Source organism: Paenibacillus sp. KN14-4R (assembly GCF_052180255.1).
In the GTDB taxonomy this organism is placed as follows: domain Bacteria; phylum Bacillota; class Bacilli; order Paenibacillales; family NBRC-103111; genus Paenibacillus_AM.
The window spans coordinates 2,098,901-2,122,854 of sequence record NZ_CP197466.1; the positions used below are offsets into that span (position 1 = coordinate 2,098,901).

General features: G+C 40.6%; 19 protein-coding genes. 16 read left to right on the plus strand and 3 right to left on the minus strand.

The genetic code is table 11. From position 1 onward, the window contains the following. Window positions 1–358 precede the first annotated feature (358 nt). The 8 genes from ACSBOP_RS09930 to ACSBOP_RS09965 all read left to right on the plus strand — a co-directional run bounded on the left by ACSBOP_RS09930 (window position 359) and on the right by ACSBOP_RS09965 (window position 9,779). Window positions 359–1,366 (plus strand): 2-oxoacid:acceptor oxidoreductase family protein, encoded by a 1,008-nt coding sequence (locus ACSBOP_RS09930; protein ID WP_442604248.1) that lies wholly within the window; start codon window positions 359–361, stop codon window positions 1,364–1,366. 36 nt (window positions 1,367–1,402) lie between these two features. Continuing rightward, a complete protein-coding gene (locus tag ACSBOP_RS09935) occupies window positions 1,403–3,697 on the plus strand; it encodes a thiamine pyrophosphate-dependent enzyme (RefSeq protein WP_442604436.1) in 2,295 nt (764 codons plus the stop codon). A 15-nt stretch (window positions 3,698–3,712) separates the two neighbouring features. After that, a complete protein-coding gene (locus ACSBOP_RS09940) occupies window positions 3,713–4,000 on the plus strand; it encodes a hypothetical protein (RefSeq protein ID WP_442604249.1) in 288 nt (95 codons plus the stop codon). Between the two features lie 170 nt (window positions 4,001–4,170). After that, a complete protein-coding gene (locus tag ACSBOP_RS09945) occupies window positions 4,171–5,193 on the plus strand; it encodes a homoserine dehydrogenase (RefSeq protein ID WP_442604250.1) in 1,023 nt (340 codons plus the stop codon). A 340-nt stretch (window positions 5,194–5,533) separates the two neighbouring features. Then, window positions 5,534–6,460: an NAD(P)/FAD-dependent oxidoreductase gene (locus ACSBOP_RS09950; RefSeq protein WP_442604251.1), complete on the plus strand. Its 927-nt coding sequence runs from the start codon at window positions 5,534–5,536 to the stop codon at window positions 6,458–6,460. Between the two features lie 449 nt (window positions 6,461–6,909). Continuing rightward, window positions 6,910–7,668 carry an energy-coupling factor transporter transmembrane component T family protein gene (locus tag ACSBOP_RS09955; RefSeq protein WP_442604252.1) on the plus strand — a complete coding sequence of 253 codons (759 nt, stop codon included), beginning with the start codon at window positions 6,910–6,912 and terminating at the stop codon, window positions 7,666–7,668. A 33-nt stretch (window positions 7,669–7,701) separates the two neighbouring features. Further along, on the plus strand, window positions 7,702–8,289 hold the full coding sequence (locus ACSBOP_RS09960; RefSeq protein ID WP_442604253.1) for an ECF transporter S component: 588 nt from the start codon (window positions 7,702–7,704) through the stop codon (window positions 8,287–8,289). A 2-nt stretch (window positions 8,290–8,291) separates the two neighbouring features. Further along, a complete protein-coding gene (locus tag ACSBOP_RS09965) occupies window positions 8,292–9,779 on the plus strand; it encodes an ABC transporter ATP-binding protein (protein ID WP_442604254.1) in 1,488 nt (495 codons plus the stop codon). 114 nt (window positions 9,780–9,893) lie between these two features. On the opposite strand, the gene ACSBOP_RS09970 is transcribed toward ACSBOP_RS09965, so the two are convergent. Further along, window positions 9,894–11,288 (minus strand): sensor histidine kinase, encoded by a 1,395-nt coding sequence (locus tag ACSBOP_RS09970; protein ID WP_442604255.1) that lies wholly within the window; start codon window positions 11,286–11,288, stop codon window positions 9,894–9,896. Then, window positions 11,285–11,983 carry a response regulator transcription factor gene (locus ACSBOP_RS09975; protein WP_442604256.1) on the minus strand — a complete coding sequence of 233 codons (699 nt, stop codon included), beginning with the start codon at window positions 11,981–11,983 and terminating at the stop codon, window positions 11,285–11,287. Before ACSBOP_RS09975 ends, ACSBOP_RS09970 begins: the two co-directional genes overlap by 4 nt. Window positions 11,984–12,129: 146 nt before the next feature. Between ACSBOP_RS09975 and ACSBOP_RS09980 the strand changes: the two genes are divergently transcribed. The 3 genes from ACSBOP_RS09980 (at window position 12,130) to ACSBOP_RS09990 (ending at window position 16,322) form a co-directional block, all read left to right on the plus strand. Continuing rightward, window positions 12,130–12,882, plus strand: a complete 753-nt coding sequence (locus tag ACSBOP_RS09980) for an ABC transporter ATP-binding protein (protein ID WP_442604257.1) — start codon at window positions 12,130–12,132, stop codon at window positions 12,880–12,882. Beyond that, complete coding sequence (locus tag ACSBOP_RS09985) at window positions 12,879–15,443, plus strand: FtsX-like permease family protein (protein WP_442604258.1); 2,565 nt, start codon at window positions 12,879–12,881, stop codon at window positions 15,441–15,443. Before ACSBOP_RS09980 ends, ACSBOP_RS09985 begins: the two co-directional genes overlap by 4 nt. A 210-nt stretch (window positions 15,444–15,653) precedes the next feature. After that, entirely contained in the window at window positions 15,654–16,322 is a 669-nt protein-coding gene (locus ACSBOP_RS09990; RefSeq protein WP_442604259.1) for a helix-turn-helix transcriptional regulator, read from the plus strand. A 46-nt stretch (window positions 16,323–16,368) separates the two neighbouring features. Here the strand turns inward: ACSBOP_RS09990 and ACSBOP_RS09995 are convergent, their stop codons facing one another. Then, the gene (locus ACSBOP_RS09995) at window positions 16,369–17,223 is read right to left on the minus strand and encodes a GNAT family N-acetyltransferase (RefSeq protein WP_442604260.1); all 855 of its coding nucleotides are present in this window, start codon (window positions 17,221–17,223) and stop codon (window positions 16,369–16,371) included. 261 nt (window positions 17,224–17,484) lie between these two features. Between ACSBOP_RS09995 and ACSBOP_RS10000 the strand changes: the two genes are divergently transcribed. From ACSBOP_RS10000 to ACSBOP_RS10020, 5 genes are all read left to right on the plus strand, one after another. Continuing rightward, window positions 17,485–18,417, plus strand: a complete 933-nt coding sequence (locus tag ACSBOP_RS10000) for a tyrosine-type recombinase/integrase (protein WP_442604261.1) — start codon at window positions 17,485–17,487, stop codon at window positions 18,415–18,417. A gap of 189 nt (window positions 18,418–18,606) precedes the next feature. Then, a complete protein-coding gene (locus ACSBOP_RS10005; protein WP_442604262.1) occupies window positions 18,607–19,716 on the plus strand; it encodes an efflux RND transporter periplasmic adaptor subunit in 1,110 nt (369 codons plus the stop codon). After that, the gene (locus ACSBOP_RS10010) at window positions 19,713–20,417 is read left to right on the plus strand and encodes an ABC transporter ATP-binding protein (protein WP_442604263.1); all 705 of its coding nucleotides are present in this window, start codon (window positions 19,713–19,715) and stop codon (window positions 20,415–20,417) included. Before ACSBOP_RS10005 ends, ACSBOP_RS10010 begins: the two co-directional genes overlap by 4 nt. Continuing rightward, complete coding sequence (locus ACSBOP_RS10015) at window positions 20,414–21,604, plus strand: ABC transporter permease (RefSeq protein ID WP_442604264.1); 1,191 nt, start codon at window positions 20,414–20,416, stop codon at window positions 21,602–21,604. The genes ACSBOP_RS10010 and ACSBOP_RS10015 overlap by 4 nt, the downstream gene beginning before the upstream one ends. Window positions 21,605–21,637: 33 nt before the next feature. Next, the gene (locus tag ACSBOP_RS10020; protein ID WP_442604265.1) at window positions 21,638–23,836 is read left to right on the plus strand and encodes a hypothetical protein; all 2,199 of its coding nucleotides are present in this window, start codon (window positions 21,638–21,640) and stop codon (window positions 23,834–23,836) included. Window positions 23,837–23,954 lie beyond the last annotated feature (118 nt).

Consider the following 23,954-nt stretch of genomic DNA (forward strand, 5'->3'; position numbering starts at 1 on the left):
CACCATTTAAACCATGTCTGAAAGAGGAACTCGGACTTAGAAAAAATGTTAATTTTACCCATGATTGACCGTGAAATATGCTATGATAAGAGGGTAGTACACCTCATGGAATTACGCTCTGCGACATTTTCCACAGCATAGATACCTCCAAGTCTGTAAAATTCATAAGATACCCATTAAGCTGCATACGGGGTAGTAATCCATATTCTGGGTCGAATAAAGTCTGAAATTGTGGGTTTTCCACACTTTATCTTCCAAAATTTATGATAACCAAGAGGACTTTACGAATATACTTAGAATATGTGTAATATCTGCGCTAATTCGCTGATGCAGTTTTTATCTCGAAAGGAGTCAACACATGGTTACTTTACCCAAAATGAATGAGCTTGGATTTTTTGAAATCAGATTGGAATCCATCGGAGGCCTTGGTGCCAATTTGGCTGGTAAAATGCTCGCAGAGGCGGGAGTGGTTGGTGCTGGTCTAAATGGGGTAAGTTTCTCCTCTTATGGTTCAGAGAAAAAAGGGTCTGCAGTCAAAGCTTATATTCGATTCTGCGATGCGTCCACGAACATCCGTGATACATCACCAATTGAACGGCCGCATGTGGTTGGCATATTCCACGAATCGTTATCAAAAACAGTCAATGTCGTTAGCGGAATTTATGAAGATAGCCTTGTCCTGATCAATTCAACTAAAACACCTGAACAACTCAAAGAAAAATTAAAAATGCATGGGGGTACCGTCGCAGTCGTTGATGCCATCGGTATCGCACTCGAAGAGAAGAATAGAGTCAATATGGCGATGCTTGGCGCACTATTCCGGTTGTGTGACTTCCTAGATCCCGATATGATGCGTGGCATTATTCGTAAATCACTAGAGAAAAAGTATCCGCAAGCTGTACAACCAGCGATTCGTACATTCGATCGTGGATACAGCGAAGTGACGTTCCAAACGTTCGAGCTTCTAGAAGGTGAAGAAATGCCTGCTTTTGTGCGCCAGGATACACCGATCCTAGGTTATGCAACGCAACCGATGGGCGGCGTTATCACAAATCCAGGAAATAGCATTTTGAAGGATTTGAGCATTTCTCGTGCGGGAATGATGCCGCATTTTCAAGATAGTGCATGTATTCACTGTGCGCAGTGTGACACGGTTTGTCCAGATTTCTGTTTCGTATGGGAAGAGCAGCCGGATAAGAAAGGTCGTCCACAAATGTTCCTGCAAGGTATTGATTATCAATACTGCAAAGGCTGCTTGAAGTGTGTCCAGGCTTGTCCTACGGATGCGCTCTCGAGTGAAAGAGAAACAGATGGGTATGCAGATGAGAATCGTGTGCCTCACCGTTTTGATTGGGCAGTGAACTAATTTTTCTTGAGAGGTGGAATTGCAGTGGCTATTGATATGAAAAAAGAGCTTCAACCAGGTACAGTTGAGCAAAAGATCGTATATGAATCTGGTAATGAAATGGCAGCTTATGCTGCGCATCAGATTAATTATCATGTGATGGGTTATTTTCCAATATCCCCATCTACTGAGGTTGCTCAATTCTTAGATATGATGAAGGTTAATGGTCAGCATGATATCGTATTGATCCCAGCTGATGGGGAGCACGGTTCTGCAGGTATTTGTTATGGTGCATCTACTGCAGGCGGACGTGTATTTAATGCGACAAGTGCAAATGGCTATTTATATATGCTAGAACAAATGCCTGTGCAGTCAGGTACTCGCTTTCCAATGGTTATGAATCTCGTATGTCGCTCTGTGTCGGGTCCTCTAGATATTCATGGCGATCATTCGGATTTATACTATGCTTTAAATACGGGCTGGCCAATCTTGATGTGTCGTGACCCACAAGCGGTGTACGACATGAATATCATGGCGATTAAGCTAGCTGAAGATGCAGATGTTCGCTTGCCTGTTATCGTAGCATCTGATGGTTACTTTACCTCTCACCAAAAGCGTCGTGTACAAACGATTGCAAGTCGTGAGGATGTGCATCGATTTATCGGCGAGCAGCCGCCAATTGGCTATCCCGATACATTAGATCGTGACAACCCGATTACAGTCGGTCCTTACATGAATGAACCAGATTATATCAATAACTGCTATCAGCAGTCAGTTGCTATGTACAATGCGGGTGAAGTGTTCGATCGTATTCGTAAAGAGTATAAGGCACTTACAGGTCGCGATTATCCTGTTCTTGATTTATATCGTATGGAAGATGCGGATGTTGCCGTATTCCTAATGAACTCTTCATCTGAAATTATTAAAGACGTTGTGGATCAACTACGTGTAAAAGGAATCAAGGCCGGTTCTATAGCTCCGAATATGATTCGTCCATTCCCTGCAAAAGAGATTGCAGAAGCACTTAAGAATGTCAAAGCGATCACAGTTGGGGATCGTGCTGATTCCTATGGGGCACATGGCGGTAATATGGTGAATGAAATTAAGGCTGCTCTTTTCACATATGGAAATTCCTCAACGATGGTCATTAGCCGGATTTATGGTCTAGGCGGAAAAGATTTCTATGCGGAAGACGGGCACCATTTGTTCCAATTTGCAATCGATGCCGTAGAGAAGGGGAAAGTCGAAGTACCATTTGACTATTATGGTCATACGCCTGGAGATCCTGCAAAGAAACCGCAGCGCGTGACTAACCCGATGAAATATGAGGACTTGAATACAGGTCTGATTACAGTAAAACAAGAGGAGGAGTCAGGTAAACTGGCTGTGAAAATTCCACCACTTCGTTCATTGACGAAGAAGCCAAAGCGTATCGCTCCTGGTCATGGCGCATGTCCGGGATGTGGTATTTTCTCAGGATTAGAGCTGTTCTTCAAAGGAATTGAAGGGGACATTGTGGCCTTGTTCCATACCGGCTGCGCGATGGTTGTTACAACTGGATATCCATACTCTGCGCATAAAGCGACCTATATCCATAACTTATTCCAAAACGGCGCTGCTACACTTTCCGGTGTTGTAGAAATGTTCTGGGAGCGTAAGCGCCGTGGAGAACTGGATCACTTGAATCTGAAAGACGACTTCACATTTGTCATGGTGACAGGTGATGGTGGTATGGATATCGGGATGGGTCCTGCGATCGGAGCCGCACTTCGCAACCACAAAATGATCATTCTCGAGTACGATAACGAAGGTTATATGAATACAGGTGCACAACAATCGTATTCCACACCAATCGGTCACCGTACTTCGACTTCGAATGTTGGTTCTAAGAAAGGTGGAAAGCAATTCCACCATAAAGATACCGCTCAGATTATGGCTGCAACTCACATTCCCTATGTGTTCACAGGCTGTGAGGCTTATGCGCAGGATCTCGTGAAGAAAGCTGCGAAAGCGCAGTGGTATGCGCAGAATGAAGGCATGGTATATGGTAAAATTCTCATTGCATGTCCGCTAAACTGGTTATCAGAGGATGAGGACGGTACGAATATCGTCAATGCTGCTGTAGATTCTTGTTTCTTCCCTTTATATGAAGTGGAAAATGGCGTAACTACGATTACGTATAATCCAGAAGACAAGAATAAGAAGATTCCATTGAGCGACTGGCTCAAAACAATGGGTAAAACCAGACATATGACGAAGGAAGCTTATGCGGAGATGTTGAAATCGTTCGAAGAAGAAGTGGAGCGTCGTTGGTCCATTTTGAAAGCGAAGCACGAGAATCCTTATCTGTAAGCTTGGGGGCTAGGCATGACATTCGTATTACAACATCGTGATAGTGAGCAAATCTATACGCGTATACTTGTGAATCATTATGAGCTGGCGTATTATGGCGTTCAGAATTGGAGTTCGGAAGAAGAAGCACAAGCGCATTTATTAGCAGATCCCTCACTTCGTGAACAGGAGAGTAAGGTGCTTTGGGAAGTGCTTGAAGTTTCGGAGCACCAGCTTAAGATGTTTAATGTCAAATTGAAGAATGATCCGAAGTATCTGCTTTATTGGAGTCAAGGTACTGCGATTGTGAAGGAAGTTGACTGAATTGAATAGAGGATTGCAGTTTGAGCCGTACGTTCCTATGAGTTTAGGGATGTGCGGCTTTTTTTGCGGGGCACTGCCAACAAAACGCGATTATCTAAACTCGATAAAATGAGTGACTTTACAGTATTTATAGTATATTTGATAAGGTTGAGGATGTGGGGGGATTGTACATGCGCAAAAAAAATATTGTATTAACCGGTTTTGGCGCCGTTGGCCGAGAATTTATTCATCTTTTAAGAGAGAAATCAGAAATTATTAAAGAGAACTACAATCTTGAATTACGGCTGGTAGCGGTAGGAGGACGGGATGGTTTTATTTGTTCGGATGAAGGATTGAACATCGATATTTTGTCTGAAGCCGAGCCGGGATCCAAATCGTTAGCGGATTATGCTCATGATTTTCGCATGTCGCTTACGAACAGTTACGGCAAAGCGGATGTATTGGTAGAGGCTACCCCTACGGATGTAGAAAGTGGCGAGCCGGGTTTTACCAACATTATTACAGCATTCAGTAATCGGATGGATGTTGTAACCATTTCCAAAGGTGCGCTTGTGGCACGGTATGATACGGTTTTCGAGGTGGCAAAAGCCAATAAGGTGAGATTAAAATATAGTGGTGCAACTGCAGCAGCATTACCAACAAAGGATATTGGTGAAATCAGTTTAGCAGGTAGCGAAATTGTTGGGATCGAAGGGATCCTTAACGGGACGACAAATTATATTTTAACCCGCATGCATGAAGAAGGTCTTTCTTTTGAAGAAGCATTACGAACTGCCCAGCAGAAAGGAATTGCGGAAACCAATTCGGATTTGGATGTAAAAGGGATAGATAGTGCTTGTAAAATTCTCTTATTGTCTAATGATTTACTTGGTACTCGTTATTCGCTGAAGGATCTGTCGATACAGGGGATTGATCGACTAACCAAAGAGCAAATGGCTGAATCTAAACGAAGGGGGACGAAATTCAAGCTCCTTGCCAAAGCATATAAACAGGATGGGAAAGTTCACATCAACATCGCTCCTGCTGAAATCGGTCCCGGTCATATGTTGGCGGCCGTTGACGGCACCAATAAAGGTATCGTTTTCCATACTGATACAATGGGTGCAGTTTGTGCGTTCGGAGGTTCATCAAGTCCTCGAGGGGCGGCAGCAGCTGCATTGAAGGATCTAATAAATTTGTATCGGGATAATTAATTTATGTTGGATCTAATAAGGGGTGACTGTGTCCCCTTTGAGTGGAACATAAAAAGCGTCTGTATTACACCGATCCGCATTTCAGGATGACTCGTTTCAAATTATCGATTCATTCACAAGAGATTTGAGTGATATGATGACCATTTTGGAGTCATGTACCGATGATCCGGCTTGTTGGGGTGAATTTTCGCTTAGCGTACGTTTTCTGCAGTTATCTTAACTTCGATGTGAGAACAATTGAAATATGTTCAATGTATGAAAAGAGGGGGATAAGTCTGAAAATGAGGGAGGGTGGAAGTTATAAGCAATACGGAATGAGGAAGAGGAGCGTGCAGGAAATATGGTGGATACGAAAATATGGGATGTTGTCATTGTTGGCGGGGGGCCAGCTGGTTTAAGCGCAGCCTTAGTGTTAGGTCGTTCGATGAGGGATGTGCTCGTAATCGATGAGGGAAAGCCGCGTAATGCGGTGACGAAGGAAACTCATGGCTTTTTAACAAGAGATGGGATTAAACCCTTAGCATTTAAGAAACTTGCGATGGACGAGCTTAAGAGATACGAGACTGTTCAAATCTTGCAAGATCGTGCGGAGAATGCAGAGCGATCGGAGTCTATTTTTACAGTGAGAACAAGGGGTGGAGAAGTTGTATCTTGTCAGAAGCTGATTATTGCAACAGGAGCGAAGGATCATCTGCCGAAGATAGAAGGGCTGCAAGAAGCGTATGGAACTTCGGTATTCCCTTGTCCTTATTGTGATGGGTATGAGCATCGAGGGGAGCAGGTTGCTATTATTGGTAACGGCAAAGGGCTGGGGCATTATGTACCGCTGATTCATCATTGGAGCAGGGATGTTATTGTGTTTACGAATGGGGCGGCTGAGATAGGTGATGAACTAAGAAGACAAATGGCTGCGCGGCAGATTGGGCTTGTTGAGGAACCGATATACAAGTTGGATGTTGCAAGTGGGCAGCTTCGTGGTGTTGTATTAATGAGTAACGAAGTAATCGCGCGAACGTGCGGTTATCTGATGGATACAGGGGTTGAGCAAGCGACGAACATCCCCGAGCAATTGGGTGTGAAGCCGGAAGAGAATTGTCATTATGACACAGATAACAAAGGGATGACCAAGGTCGAAGGACTATATGTCATTGGTGATGCGAAGAATCTGTTCACAGGGCTCATCTGCTCAGCAGCAGAAGGTTATGAGGCGGGAGAGGATATTAATCAGTCGTTTATTGATGAAGCGTGGGGAAAAGAGGGGGAATAAAAGGATAAATTCTCCTGTAAGATCTTGTATAAATTGATTACACTCAGTACACTAGTATTATAGTATTCTAGAGCTTGTTTCAGCGAATAAAGGTCGTGTGACTCCGATTGAAGTCGCATTGAAAACTGGACTAACCATGCATGATTCGAAGAGATATTTAGAAAATTTTATTAATATGGGTATTGCTAGATCCCTGAAAGCCTATGATGGTTCGGTAGTCTATCATTTTACAGAAGTGTTGACAGACACAGAGAAAGGGATGGCAGAGTCGATATAACCTACATACAACGAAATAAGACCCGTATATCCTACGGGTTTTTTTTGTTGTTTTTCACCTATTAAGATACATGAACGGATATCTATTGTTAACCTAATAAAAACAAAATGGTTGACAATTGGTTCGCTTTGAAACATACTTAAAACCGATAAAGAGCATGGGGATGTTATGAATGATTTTTCAGTTTCAACCAGGGGAATCTTTTTTCCACCGAATGGACCCAATTTCCAAGATCGCATGGGTCATTTGTATGTCTATTCTCATCTTGACTTATGAGCGTGCAGACGTACAGTTAGCGCTTTTTGTAGTTGTTGCAGCAATTGGACTGGTATTAGCTAATCTGCCGATTCAATCGATCTGGCGAAGTCTTCGAATCCCGCTATACATAGGCATTCCGTACTTCATATTGCAGCTTTTAGTTGTCTCGGGTGGGACGGTAATCTGGCAATTCGGTAGGTTTGAAATAACGGCAGAGGCGCTGGATTTTGCAACTGCAATTTCGATTCGGTTTCTAACGCTTATTCTGGTTTCATTCGTATTTGTTGCAACGACGGAACCTCGGTTATTCGTACTAGCATTGTCGCAAAAGCTGAGATTACCGTACCGTTTCACATTTGCGATCTCAATTGCATTACGTTTCGTACCGATTCTACAAAAGGAAGCAGAAATGATTCGATTGGCGCAGCGGCTACGCGGATTAAGTGAACCAAGGGGAATGCGTAATCGTTATATGGCTTGGAAAAGATTCGTTCTTGCTGTTTTCATCCAAGCGGTTCGAAAGGCGCAGCAAACGGCAAATGCAATGGACACGAAGGGCTTTGGGGTGTACCCAGACAGGACTTATTTACGTGAAGTTCCGATTCAAGCATCTGGGGTGTATTTTGCAGGAGGAAGTTGGCTTGGTATGATTGGGCTCTTAATCTTCGTTTAAGCGTATGAAAATGAAACAATAGGGAGAGTTAACATGAAGAAAAAATGGAGTTTAGATCGTTTTACGACGCTGGATATTGTTCTCATGGCGTTGTTAGCTGTGGCAAATGGGGTATTGACGAATTATCTTGCTTTTGTAAACAAATTTTTAACGACGTTGGGTGGTCCGATTGCGACTTCCACGATTGTAGGGGTATATATGGTATATGGCTTACTCGCGATGTATATCATTCGTAAACCAGGAACTGCACTTATTACTTATTTAATTGGCGCAACGCTACAAACCTTGCTAGGGATTAGTTATGGACCAGCAAGTGCTTATACAGCAGCGATTTGTTATGCATTAGTGGCGGAAATTGTTTTTGCTTTGTATCGGTATAAAAATTGGGGCTACTTCAGCATGTCCCTAGCTAGCTTCTTCATGGTTCCACTCTGGTTCGTGTTTGCAGCTAATATGTTTGGTTACTGGAAATGGGATGTATCAACGCTGTCTATTGCATTCGTAGTACGCTGTGTAAGTGGGGTAATCCTATGTGGAATGCTGACAAAATGGCTTGGCGATACGATCAACAAGACTGGATTGTTACGTGGCTTTACAGTAGGTAAAAAAGGAGAAGCTTAATCGTGGCTGTTGTTCCAATCATCGAGTTACGTGATGTGTCGTTTACTTACGAAGCCGAACAAGATGCTGTTCTGAATCATGTTAATCTTGTGTTTCAAGCAGGGGAATGGGTGAATATTGTCGGGTGTAATGGATCAGGCAAAACAACACTCTGTCACTTGATTCATCCAATCTTGCAAAAGCAAATGAACGGAAGTCTTCAGGGGCACATTCAGTTTAGGGGAGAAGAACCCTCTAAGCTGGATAAGGAACTATTATCTTCGTTTGTTGGAATTGTACTGCAAAGTGCAGATGTGACATTTATCCATGAATATGTTGAGGATGAACTCGCATTTGGCCCTGAGAATTTACGTGTGCCACCTTATGAGATTGATGAACGAATAGATGAAGTGTTATGCGAAGTTGGTATGGAAGGTTACCGTAAGCATCGTATCGATGAATTGTCTGGCGGGCAAAAACAACGTATAGCCATTGCGTCGATGCTTATGATGAGACCTAATATTCTCGTATTTGATGATGTTACAGCAAGTTTGGATGATGAAGCAACAGAGCATTTCTTGAAGACACTCCATAACTTGCAGCAAGCAGGTCATACGATTGTTACAACTTCAAGCAGGCTGGACGTAAACCTCATATATCAAGCTGATCAGCTTATCTTATTAGAAGATGGAGAAGTCGTAGCGAATGGCCCGGTGGCAGAAGTTATTTTATGTAAAAGAGAACTTCTGCTGCGCAGCGGTTGCTTGCTTGAGGATGATGGTGTTGGTGAGGATATAAACCTTGGGGTAAGGATCGATGATAATGATAAACCTCTCCTAGAAGTGAAGAACCTAATCTATCAATATCCATCAATATCTAAGGGTATACTGCCCAAACCACCTATATTTAATGACATTAACTTATTGATAAAGCCTGGAGATTTCACTGCTATTATGGGATCAAATGGCTCAGGTAAAACGACTTTAGGCAAGATATTGGGAGGACTCCTTCGCCCTCAACAAGGCATGGTTTTCGCAGGGAATCGTGATTTAGCAGAAATGAACATGAATGAAATTACGAGTATAGTCGGATATATTTTTCAAGATCCCGAGCATCAATTTGTAACAGATCGAGTCATTGAAGAATGCATATTTGGTTTGAAAATGAGGCTCGGCCTACAGCCGTGGGAGACAAGTCCGTCTGAGATTGTCGCACAAGGGGAAGAATGGTTGAAACAAATTGGTCTGTGGGAGCTTAAAGAGAAGAACCCGTTTACCTTAAGTAGTGGGGAAAAGAGGTTGCTCAGCATGGCATCTATAATGATCTCGGAACCTGAGATTCTTGTATTAGATGAGCCAACAGCTGGCCAAGATTACCACCATGCTTGTGAGATTATGCAGCTTTGCGATGCTTATCGTAAGCGTGGCAAGGCTGTTGTGATGATCACACATGATAGCCAAATGGTTCGCAAATGGGCAACGAAAATTGTCCATTTATCGCTCACAGGTTGACATGTCGTTACGTTATTTAACATGGAAAAGGAGCTGGTAAGTCACAGCTCCTTTTTATTTTTTTCCTCATATTTTCGTTGAGATTCCTTGCCTAACTCATGAGATATCTTGCTTCTATAATGAATGTGGAAGATCTACTTCAAACACGGCGCCTTTCTCACGATGGTTATACGCTCTTACTGTACCTTTATGCTCCGTTATTATTTTCTCTACGATGGCTAGTCCTAATCCTAGTCCTGCTGTATTTCTATTTCTCGATTTCTCTGCACGGTACAATGGCTCAAAAATGTAAGGTAAATCTTCCTCAGCAATGCCATCACCACTATCAGTAATACAAACTTTCACCAGATCCATTTCACGAACTACTTGTAGCTCAATTGTACCGCCAATGGGTGTATACCGAATGGCATTGTTTATTATATTTTCAAATGATCGGTGTAATAAAAGGGAATCTCCATGCACGATCACTTGTCCATTGAGCGTATGATTTACTGTAATATGCTTATTCTGTATGTCTAAATGCGTATCTTCTAAAATACTAGTAAATAACTCTGTTAAGTTTATCTCTTCTGTCTTACGAATGGAAATAGACTCTAAAATGTTCGAGTATTGGCTTAAATTCGTCACTAGCTTTTCTAGTAACTCTGATTTATTGAGGCAAATATGCAAATAACGCTGTAACTTTTCTGGAGTATTTGCTACTCCTTTGTTAATGCCCTCTAAATATCCTCGTATCGAAAAAATCGGTGTTCGCAAATCATGCACAATGGATGAGACGAAAAATTGCCGTTCTTTCTCGATATTCATCCGTTGTTTCCTTAGCCGGGACAACTCTTCTGCCATTCCTTTAAAGCTGATTAGAACACTGTTCATTTCTTGAATGGAAGACTGTTCAATCGCAACGCTAAATTCTTCCTGTGCAATTAAAAGTGTTGCTTTATTTAAACTCGATAACGGTTTTAAAATATTTTTTTGAATAAAAAGAGACATAATAATTATTATTATTGAGACAATTATACTAATACATAGCATGGTTCCCCATTCATCAAACCAACTAGTCTTTGGAAATAATGGCTTGTTCATATCCCTTACATATAAGGAACCAATATGCTCATCATTATTAAATATTTCAACATGTCGAACCTCATAATTGGAATATTGATAAGATAACTCTCCATCTATTTGATAAAAAGGATACTCTCCTAATAACTTTATGTTCGAAAAAAGAGTATTTCCTTGGGCTGAACGAAGAGAAATCTGCATATTTTTCTCCTTTGCTGCCTGGAGAACATGTTGCTGCCATGGTTCATCTTCCCACTTGTCATATTCAGCCAAAACGACATCTTTTATCCATGTAATTCCACTTACATCATCTCTATCCTTTTTTTTCTCCATCTGATAAGATTCATAACTCGTTATTATTATTTTCGTAACTCCAATAGGAATAACAAAAATAGTTAGTAAAAAAACACAAATGATATATTTTAATCTCCATTGCTTTTTTTTCATGCCGTTCTACCTTGCTTAAACTTGTAACCTGTGGCCCAAATGGTTTCAATCGTTACACCACAATTATATGCATCTAACTTCTCTCTAATTTTTCCAATATATACTCGGACTGTATGAAAGTCATAACGCCCCATTCCCCATACTTGTTCTAAAATCTGATCATATGTACGTACTTTATTAGCATTTTCAGCTAAATATTTCAAAATTTTATACTCTGTTGTCGTGAAAATAAGTTGCTGATTTCTATACGATATACTCTGTGCTTCCTCGTCAATTTGAAAATCTCCAAATATTAAACTTGTTTGTTTACTAAAAGAATAGGGCTTTATACATCTACGCTCTACGGCTTTTACCCTCGCAACAATTTCACTCGGAGTTGCTGATTTAGTAATATAATCATCCCCACCTAATGTAAATCCTCTTATTTTATCCGTATCGGTCTCTTTTGCACTTAAAAAAAGGATTGGCACATCCGAATGCAGGCGTAATTTTTTACAAAAAGAAAATCCATCCTCCCCTGGCATCATTACATCTAATAATATGCAGTCCACTTTATTACTAATAAACAACTCTGTCGCGCATTTTACATCCGTTGCTTGTAAGACTTGATAACCTTCTAAAGATAAGAAATCTGTCATTAACTCTATAATTTCTTCTTCGTCATCTACAATCATAATGGTTTCAAATCGTTCCATATAACCACCCCTACAAAACTAATTTTTTCAAACAAATCAATTATACCAGCTTTAATTAGTAGAAGATATTTTGATACTTTTTTGATATTTCCTTGAGATGGTATTGATAATTAATAGTTAAAATAGAAATATAGGAGGGGTTAGTAATGGAAATATTAAATATCAAGAATATTACGAAGGTATATGGTCAGGAGCGAAATAAAACCTATGCATTAAACAAGATTAATTTAACAGCCCAGAAAGGGGAATTTATTTCGATAATGGGAACCAGTGGATCTGGTAAGTCAACCTTATTGAATGTTATTTCAGGGCTAGATGTTCCTTCTAGTGGCGAAGTCTATATAAAAGGAAAAAAACTTAGTTCTTTGTCGGATAAAGAACTAACGAATTTTAGAAGACATCATATCGGATTTATTTTTCAATTTTTTAATTTAATTCCTGTTTTATCTGCTCTAGAAAATGTAACATTACCAGCAATTTTAGCAGGGAAACACCCTGAGATAGTAGAAAAAAAAGCCCAAGATTTATTGAAGCTCGTCGGTATCGGTCATTTATCTCATTCAAAACCAAGTGAAATGTCTGGAGGACAACAACAACGTGTATCCATTGCGAGGGCGTTATTGAATGAACCAGAATTTATTTTAGCTGACGAACCAACCGGAAGCCTTGATTCGAAAACATCGAAAGAGATTCTTTGTATCTTGAAAAATTTTTGTGAACATATGAATCATACATTAGTTATGGTTACACATGATGCACATGTCGCTTCTTATGCACATCGTGTACTATTTATGTATGATGGTGAAATAGTAGATGAGTTATATTTAAATACTAGTGAACATGACAGACAAAAAAATATTTTAGATATAATATCGAGAATAGAGAGATTAAGCCAATGAAATTACTATTTAAAATAGCTCTTAACTCATTAACAGTACGTAAAAACCGGACTATCTTTGCAATTATTGGTATCTCTATGGGCATATTTCTGTTAGTTTCTTCTCAAATTTTAATTACTAGCGTCGAGGAATCCCATAGAGATTCTATACGTGAACAGTACGGTGACTATGACTTAGTTGTAGGATATCAAAATTCTAACCAGTTCCTATCTAATCAAGATATTGAACAGATAAAGAACATTGACCCTAACATGGACACATCCCCATTTCTTTATCCCTACTTAGGTAAAGAAGTGGAGATGCAACTATCAGATTATCCAAGTTATGTAGGATTTAAAGATGAAAAGTTAGCTTACGAATATCCTCTCATTAAAATAGCTGAAGGAAACTTTCCAAAAGAAAAAGAAGTGCTAATTCCAGCAGCTTTCGCAAAAAGTAGGCAGTTAGAAGTGGGGTCATATATCGAATGGCCGTTCCCACCAAATGGAACTCAGAAAATTAAGATATCAGGAATTCTAGATAAAGATCAGCGTCTAAATCATGTTGCCATCTTTCAGTATGATTGGCTACAAAGTATTACAAATAACATAAATAATACTACCGCTTTACTAATTAAATTAGACAGTCCCACTAACAAAAATGATGTAGTAAAAGCGATAAAGGAAAAATACCCGGATACTTTTATCGATAAACGCAAAGAACTTGATAAAGAACGTGAAAATATCGGAGGATTAAAACCGATTATACAAGGACTAAATATAGCTGTATTCATTGCAAGTGGACTAATTGTCATTAGCACTCTTCACATGTCTGTTCAAGAGAAACAACACGAACTAGCTACACTACGTTTATTAGCTATTCATCGTAAACAAATTTTTTTACTTATATTAATAGAAGGATGTATGATAGGGTTATTTTCACTTCTATTAGGATTAATAGTGGGAATAATATCCTCTCTATTATTACTTGAATTAGTTGGTCATCTAATGGGATTAACTACTACAGACGTAACACTATCGTTACCTTGGATAAATATTATTTTAGGGAGTACTGCTGCTTTCCTTATTCTAATTATTTCTTCTTGTGTGCCAGCATATCAAGCTACTAAGTTATCACCATTAGTTGCATACAATCAATCTACCTCTGTCCACCAAGCTCCAACAAAGAAACAAGCTATAATTTCATTTATCTTTAGCTTGAGTGCTGTTAGTTTATTCTTTGCCAATTACTTATACTTTGAAGAAAAGATACTGTATGTAGTTATAGCTCTATTATTATTTTGTAGTTTGTTTATCAGCATACCTCTCATTTTTATTATTTCAACCTCTTTCTATAATTGTTTACCTAAACAATTCTATTCATCGGAATGGATGCTTTCTTCTCGTAATATACTGCGTCAAATGAGAAGAAATAGCCAAATTGCTAGTATTTTAATAGTAGGCATACACATATTAATTATTGGAAATATGATCCTAAGTTCATTAAAGGAAGGAGAAGAAACTTTTCTAAAAGAACAATATCCATTTGATTTAAGTGTTATTTCCCTTAATCCAACTGAAGATAAAGGTTTTTCACCAAAACTTTTTTCACAGTTACAACAGATGAAAGAATTAGAGAATATATACTTTACTAATTCAGTGCTAATATCTACACTCAATTTACCTACCCATGCGACAGGAGGTAATCCTGAATTACTTGTTAATGAACAAAAACAAGCTATGCTTGGAATTCAAGGAATTAGTTTTCCATTTGTAAATGAGCAAGGAACAATAACAGTTGTTGATGGAACTATTAATGAAGAAGACTTAGGTCAAAATGGTGTCATTTTAACAGAAAAAACTAGTAAACAATTAGGATATAAAATTGGGGATGAAATAGAGGTAGGGAAATTTGATGATGTAATAAATGGTAAAAAATATGAAGCAAAGAAATTTATTTTAACAGGTATTATCAAAGATGAAACACTTGATTATACACTATTGACAACTGCCAATATTATGTCACAACAATTTGGTATAAACTCCCTATATAAAATCCAAATAAATATAAATAATCTGGAGAAAAGTTCAGAAATTAAAGCTAACATAAATAAACTTCTAAGTGATTCTGCCTATTCTACTGCTATTTTATACGATCAAAAACAAGAATTAGAAAAATTAGAAAAGCAGTCCAAACAACGTATTTTGATTTTATCTGTAACAGTTCTCTTTATTATTCTAATGGCAGGTATAGGATTAATGAATAATACTGCTAGTAGTATTCGAGAAAGAATACTAGAATTGGCAATGCTTCGCGCACTAGGAAGTTCCAAAATCCAATTAATGCGTATCTTATTATTAGAAGGAGTTTTCATTACTAGTCTTGTTGGCATTATTTCTATTCTTATCGCCACGTTTATAGGCTGTATGTTTATATTAGCTCTAGGATCTCCAGTTACTAGTATTCCTATTAAGCTAATTTTGAGTCTAATAGCAGCTAGCCCGCTACTTGGTCTATTATCTGTATTTATTCCTGCTCTATGGATAACCAGACAAAACATTACTCAAATGTTAACAAAGTAATACAGCTCGACTTTATAATCAGTATCTCTAAAGCTAGATTCAGGAGTAATCCCACTTCATCGCAAATCCCTACTCTGTTAATTCAAAGTGAGTCATCCATTTCGCAGCCGTTGTTGCATATTTCTTTTATCAGGAGATAATCATCCTCCTAAAGTGATACGCATATAGTAACGCAAGCGAGTTGACTGAGTAGGGAGGCGCTGGATCATTATGAAGTTAGAGCGCATGTTAGCGATCACTTTATTATTACTTAATCAGGGGAAAATGCACCCAAGAGCGCTTGCTGAGCATTTTCATGTATCGATTCGTACGATTTATCGGGATCTAGATATCATGGAGCAGGCAGGTATCCCACTTGTTTTCAAAAAAGGTGCATCAGGTGGTTATGAATTGCAAGCACAATACCGACGAGCGCATGTATACATGTCCATCGATCAATTGCACACTCTCATTCACGCATTGCGCAGCGTACAACCAGCCATCGATGTGAGATATGTCGGTCGATTTATGGAAAAGGTGAAAGATTTGATCCGTATACCAGTAATCAACAATCTAGAGCCTGAGCCGGCGGAGTCGCTTAATGAACTGAACCCATGGAATAGCACACACCCGGATTTTCGAACAATGAACCTATTACGGCAAGCAACCTTGCAACACCATCTTGTTCAAATGCGTTATACAGATGCACAAGGTGTGGTAACGATTCGCAGAATAGAGCCCATGGCGCTCGTACTAAATGGATATGAATGGTATATGAGGGCATTTTGCAGACTTCGGCAGGGTCATCGGATCTTCGTGATTGCTCGGATTGAGGAAATTTCTATATTGGATGAGAAGTTCTCTCCAAGAACGGATCAACTATTGGAAAATGACGCTTAGTTATCAGTGAACAGAACATATGTTCTTCAAGTCGAAAAATGCCACTTTATTTCAATCGATATACGATCGAATCCTCAACTACCTCATATCCAACTTGCTGATAGATCTTGTTAGACGTAGGATTCGCGAGATCGGTATATAGACAGGAGAATGCATAGCCCTCATCTAAAAAGAGCTGGCTTAATGCAGCGACACAAGCGGAAGCATAGCCATTTCCACGATTACTGTCAGGTGTGTAAACAAGACCGATTACAGCTCCATTTTCGGTCTCACGCACTTTTTTTGCCATAGACACAGGTCCGTTATGATCCCATATGAACATATTGCCATCTTCAATAGACGTAATCGTCATTTTCATCGCTTCTTCAGCAGGCAGTTTATCATGAATATATCTAACAAAGAGTCCGGTCCACTCCGCAACAATTGCTGCATCGTCTATCGTCGCACGTCTTATAAATCCTGCAGATTGGTGGGGGATATTACGAACTTGAGTGAGTTTGTAGATACGTTGATTGAATTTGATCTCAGAGGTTAATTGATGTTTGCGTTCCCAGGCTTGAACGAATAATGTAGCAAGCTCTGGCTCACCAACGACTTCATGAAATGGATGGTCAATTCTAGAGAGCTCTTCGACTAAGATTTCGATTGCTTCTGCAAGATGGGGTCCATTTCCCGCTAAAAGTAGGGTTAGAGGTGAGCGATTCGTCACGATAAGAACATTTGTTCCGTTAGTTGTGATGACTCCCATGATTGGAGGCTTTCCACTTGGATCAGGGTACTGTGCTTTCGCGCGTGCAAGCGATATACCAAGGATAAGATTGTACGCTGCCTCTTTTTGACCTAAAAATGGGCTAATCTCTTCATAGAACTGCTTCGGACAATCATATTGACTCCATTGCATCCAGAATCCCTCCGCATTTATTAATATGTAAAAATGAAATTAATTCCTGTCATTATAGCATAACCCCACAAATAGATATTCCATCCTATTAAATTCTTGGCGAATTTTCTAGAGCGATTGAAGGACTTTTTGGTCGCTTTTTGCTAGGATTCATGCGATAATTAACAGCGTGAAATACATATTTCACGCTGTTTGCTCTCAGAACGACAAAAGTTATAACGCTCGACCAAGATTACACGATAGAGGACGGTAAATTGGCTTATGAATGATGACATTTTGACTGAATATGAACAATTTCTGGAAGCCTTCCAAGTTTGGATGGATGACGCAGGTTATACGACTTCCACACAGAAAGCTTATTTACATACGGTGCAAGATTTTTTGAAACAAGTGAATGAGAAGTCAGTTGAAAAGATCAATAAATTAGACATCATGTCTTACTTAACCAAAGCTAGGAAAAATGGTTGCAGTGATCTGACACGGAACCGTAAGCTATTTGCGATTCGTTCTTTTTACAAAGCACTTAAAGATATGGAAATGGTGGAGACGAATCCTGCAGCAGATGTCAAGTTGTCTAAGACGGAGCGCAATTCGCTTCCGGTATTTTTAGAAGAACAAGATTTGGAATTGTTCCTGAAACAGATTGAGGGGCGATACAGTTCGCGCAATATCACTATATTCCTATTAATGGCTTATGCAGGTCTTCGGGTAGGTGAGGTTCATCGGCTGAATGTGGCAGACTTTCACCAAGAACGCGGCAGCCTGCATGTGATGGGAAAGGGGAGAAAGTGGCGTGCGGTTCCATTGCCAGGGGCACTCATTCAGATCATGGGACAAGTACTTGGTGACCGTCGTGAGCCGAATCGCAGTGTGGAAACTTCATTTTTTATATCGCAAAAAGGGTATAGGCTCTCCATTCGCCAAATTCAGACGATTGCCCAGCAAACGTTTGAAAAATTACAAGAGCAAGAAGGACAAGAAGCGTTGCAAGAGTTGAAGCTATCTTGTCATAAGCTGCGGCATTCTTTTGCAACAATGATGCTGCGTCAGGGAACGGATATTCGGATTGTGAAAGAATTGATGGGGCACGAATCGATTGAGACGACGATGATTTATACGCACGTTAGTGATAGTCAGAGGGAAGAGGCTATGCAATCTATCAAACTGCCAGAACTCCAAATTAGCAGCAATTAATCCACAAAAATTCGACTACCAAAAAACTTGGTTTTCTTTAACCTTTCTTTAAGAAAGTTCTTAAGATTCTCTTAAATTGTATGCTTTGTACGATAAACAAGAAACTTCTATCAAACGCTTTACGTATATAACAGTGTGCGCGGAGTATGTACAAGGATATGGGAGAGAGAAAGCAGGTGGTAGACGTTTATGAGAAACAGGAAAAAGTGGATTATTATGATTAGCGTAGTTGTCGTTATTTTACTTGCAGCCGGAGCGTGGTTTTTCTTCTTAAAAGGAAGCGGAAAACCTGTGGCGATGCCACCAATGATGGGACAAGTAACGAAAGGCAGTATCGTGGTAGGCGTATCGGGATCAGGAGCAATAGCTCCGGCATCGAAGGAGACGGCCAAAGCAGCAGAAAACGGTAAGATTAAAGAGTTCCTAGTCAAAGAAGGGGACATCGTTAAAAAAGGCCAGAAAATGGTCACTTACGAAGGCAAAGATATGGCGGAACAAATCAAGCAGGAAGAGCTCAGCTTGAAGCAGAAGCAAAAAGAGCTCGAAGATATGCAGCGGAAAATGAAAGAACAGTTTCGTGAAGGTAATGTGGATGAATTACAAATGAGCATCAGTAGATTGATTCTGGACATTGAGATGACGCAGTCCAAGATTAGTTCACTTCACAAGGATCAGAAAGCACCAGATGCACTCACTTCCCAGATCGATGGCGAGATTGTTAAATTGCACGTCGTAGCTGGTGATCAAGTATCTGCAGCTTCAAATTTAATTGATATCGTTGATTACCAACATATGCAAGTTGTGATTACAGTGGATGAACTGGAAATTCCAAAGATGAAGCTGAATCTACCTGCCGTTATTACAATTGATGCCCTTCCAGGTCAAACTTTTCAGGGAAAGGTTAGTAAAATCGGGAAAGAAGGAAAGGCACAGAATGGTGTTGCTACTTTTGAAGTAACAGTTGGATTTGATCAGATTGAAGGTGCGTTGGTTGGTATGACAGCGCAAGCCGAGATTGTTGTAGAGGAGAAACATGATATTCTTACTGTGCCAATTGAAGCTGTACAGCAAGGCCCAGGCGGAAGCATGGTACTTGTTCCAGATATGGCGCCAAATCCTTCCAATGATCCAGCTGCAGGGATGGGAGGTCAGCCAAAACCTGTCGAAATTGGTATACATAATGAGAGTTTAATGGAAATTAAAAGCGGATTGAATGAAGGGGATAGTGTTATTTTGCCAATTGTTGTGCCACCAGATCCGTTTGGCGGTAGGCCAGGCATGATGGTAGGTGCAGGATGATCACTGAAGAACGGACTCCATTAATTCAGATTAACGATATTTCAAGATGGTATGAAATGGGTGGCGAAACGATTCATGCCTTGCAAAAAATAACATTTACGATTAAGCATGGAGAATTTGTTGCTATTATCGGTCCTTCCGGTTCAGGTAAGTCGACTCTAATGAATATGCTTGGTTGTTTGGATACTCCCAATGAAGGAACGTATTTCTTGGATGGGCAAGAAGTTGGTAAGTTGTCTGATAACGGACTCGCGAAAATTCGTAATGAGAAGATTGGCTTCATCTTTCAAGGCTTTAACTTGCTGCCGAAGCTATCTGCGCTGGAGAACGTGGAACTTCCTCTTATTTATCGGGGGTTACCGCACAAGGAAAGACGTGAATTGGCACATGCTGCACTTACGAAAGTGGGACTCGAAGAACGACAGTTTCACCGCCCGAGTGAATTGTCAGGTGGCCAGCAGCAGCGTGTAGCGATTGCTAGAGCGCTCGCCGGTTCTCCGCCGATCCTGCTCGCAGATGAACCAACGGGTGCGCTTGATTCAACAACCGGTAAAGATATTTTACAGATGATGCGGGATATGAATGCTCAAGGACAGACGGTCATTCTAATTACCCATGACTTATTCATTGCCGACCAAGCGAAACGGGTAATCCGAATTCAAGACGGGCAGATCGTTGAGGATCGAGGAGGTGCGTCATGAATTTGTTTCAGGGGCTGAAAATGGCCTGGAAGAGCATTTCCACGAATAAAATGCGCTCCATTCTCACAATGCTCGGTATCATTATTGGTGTAGGAGCAATTATCGCGCTTGTATCGATCGGTCAAGGCGCGACTGCTCAGGTAACTAAGGAAATTCAAGGTATGGGCACGAATCTACTTACGGTAAATATCTTTGGATCTGGAAAAGAGAATGATAAAGGATTGTCGCTGGCAGAAGCAGAGGAACTAGGTAAAAAGCCGGGGGCTTTTGCTGCTTCGCCGGTCATCGAAGGTATGGTGACGGCGAAACGTGGTGACAAGAATAGAAACGTATCCATTGAAGGAGTTACACCTTCCTATGAAACCGTGCAGAACCACCATGCACAGCAAGGCAGATTCATTTTACCGATTGATGTACAATTTCGACAAAAAGTAGCGTTGATCGGAACTCAAACCGCTCGCGCGTTGTTTGGCAGCTCTAACCCAATCGGAGAGAAGATTCTTCTCAATGGAATCCGCTATAAAATTGTCGGCATCCTGCAGGAGAAGGGCAGTGGTGGTAGATATGGTTCTAATGATGATAAAATAATGATCCCCATTTCGTCTGCCGAACGGCTTCTGTTGACCAAAGGCGTTAGAACAGTTTTTTTACAAGCGAAGTCACCGGAAGAAGTGGATAGTCTAAAGGCATCTGTAGAGAGTGATTTGCAGAAAAGGTTCCGTACCAAAAAGAATCAATCGAATGAATATGGTGTCTTCAGCCAGAAAGAGATGCTTGACTCTATGAAATCAGTTACTGGCACATTGACACTCGCATTAGGCGGCATCGCTGGAATATCACTGTTGGTCGGAGGCATCGGAATCATGAACATTATGCTTGTTTCCGTTAGTGAACGAACGAGAGAGATTGGTATCCGTAAAGCGATCGGCGCCCGTAGGCGCGACATTGTTCTCCAGTTTTTGATCGAATCTATGGTACTTGGTGGTCTAGGTGGCCTAATGGGAATTGTACTTGGAGGTGGTGGTGCACTTCTCGTCACGAAATTCACTGAACTGGAAGCAACCCCTTCGCTTGGAATTGTTATGCTTGCATTTGGATTTGCGGTTGGAATCGGCGTGTTCTTTGGTTGGTTCCCTGCAAATAAAGCATCTAAACTGAAGCCGATTGTCGCGCTTAAAACGGATTAATTTCTTTTTATTATAATAGACAGAGGTGTATTTATGAAAAAAACGCTTATTACACAAGCTTTTTGTACTGTGCTTGTAGTCACACTTAGTATCGGCACTGTGCTGCCGGTTGCAAACGCCTCAGACGATATTGTACAGATCCAGAAACAGGAGCTCAGTATTCCAGCTCCCGTGTTCCAACCTGTTATCGTCGACAAAGTCGGCACTTTTGAACTGAAAAACATTCAATTCTTGGCGCAACCGGACAACAATAATGTGACATTCACGGTTTCAATCCGCAACGACGGAGACAAGGATCTGATGCTGATTGACTATTTTGCACGGTTGAAAACAAAGTCTGGTCAAGAATGCGTAACACGCCTTATGGTTAAGGACAAAGACAAGAAGCTGGTAAAACCGGGTACGACTCAAGAAATATCGTATTATGCCCAAGTTGATGAATCTGTGCTGCTTCACGATTTGACAGTGGAAATTGCAATGTTCGATTTTAAGCAGCCTAGATTTGAGAAAAGCCTTGGCATGATTGATATTCCCGATACATATTCGCAGGCTGTTCCTGCAGGCGGCAATCAAATCGTCTCAGTAGGTGGAACCCAGATGAAAATTACAGTTCCCCAATACTTGAACGGATCAAGTGAGAAGAATCATTTGATAACCGTCTATGTACAGCTTGAGAATATCGGAAAAAAGGCGGCAAAGTCTCCTGAATATCAATTTGTTATTCGTTCGGCAGATGGAACAACATATCCGCTGGAATCCAAAACGGAAGGTGCTAATTTACGTCCCAAAGAAACGCTAGAATGGCGTCTAACTGGTACCGTTCCGGTATCTGTAAAAGAAGGCGGATGGCAGCTCGATGTTATCGAGCAAGTGAGTGAAGCTAAGGCTGAGAAGAAGCTAAACGTTTCAGCTGCTGTTTTTAAACTTCCCGAATCGAAAGAGAAAGCAGACCAATCAAAGAAACGTTATTCGTTTAGTTCCAAATCGGGCATATATGAAGCGGAACTCAACGGTATATATCGGGCTCCATGGGAAGACAGAGACATTGTGACCGCCGATATGACAATCTTTAATCAAACGGATAAAACGATGGAATTACCTGAATTGAAAGGGTATTTTCTATTGGAGAATAAAGTGAAAGTCCCAGCGGATCTGGTTCAAATGACACAATCCATCAGTATTCGTCCAAATGAAAAAGTATCGTATCAAGCTGTCGGCAAGCTTCCGCTTAGCTCTGATTTTTCCACGATCAAGCTTGTGCTGCAAGAGAGTGAAGCTGCAATGAAGGAAGCTGCAGGAAAAGAGGGAGAAGGAGTAGGAGTAGCGAAGGCAGTTGATCTGTTGGAATTCCCGGGTCAGCTTAAGCTGCAACCGATTAAATTTAACCGGGCAAATGATTTCTATACGGTCCTAGATACAGGTAGAAAAGCCAGATACCAGGTAGTTGGTGCGAATCGTTATTATGGTAATGCGAACGATATTTTTGCGGTCCAGATGGAAGTCGAAAATTTGGATAAACGACCTGTCGATGCGACTAGAATTGTTGCACAAATGGGGTTTGGTGATGGTTCGACTCTGCCGACGCACGTATCAGAAATTAAGAGCAAAATCGCTCCTGATGGCAAGGCGATGTTGGAAATATGGAGCGATATTCCGAAAAATTCAACGACGACCAATCTGGAAATGGTAATTGGCGACGCTGTTTCACAAGGAAAGCTTGTAACAGGCGATGCCAAGCCTGACGCTTATGTGAAGCCAGCTGGATTCTGGCTCCCGAATGAGGAGAAGGAGCGGAAAGGTTTACTCAAGATGGAAATATATCCATACTCGATATCGATCAAGAATATTCAGACGGATAGTAAAGACAGAGATTTCAATCTGAAATTTGACAGTGAAATCGTAAAAACGAAATTTGCGGAAGTCAATACAACGGGTCATAAGCTTGTTCTATCCGTGGTTGATTCACAAGGATTTGCTTTCTATGAAAATGCTTTGGATGTCAATGATTTTACAAGGTCGGGTTCCAATACGCAGGGCGCAGCAAGTACACTGCGTGTGGGCAAGAATCAGTTTATGACGAAACTAACCAATCCGGATGCTGATTTTGGAAAGTCATGGTATAAAGCAGCTAAGCTGATGGTCTACGATGAGTTCCAAGGGTATCGTAAATTGCTCGCAACGGAAAACATTATGTTTACCTCTAAAGTTGAAGAAGATAAACAAGATCGCTAATTATTTTCAAGAGTAGGTAGCTGCTGCTATCTACTCTTTTTATTTTTTTGTTTTTAAATAGAACGAATTGCAGATTTATCCTTTTGAAGGAATAACCTTACATTGACAGAATGGAGCG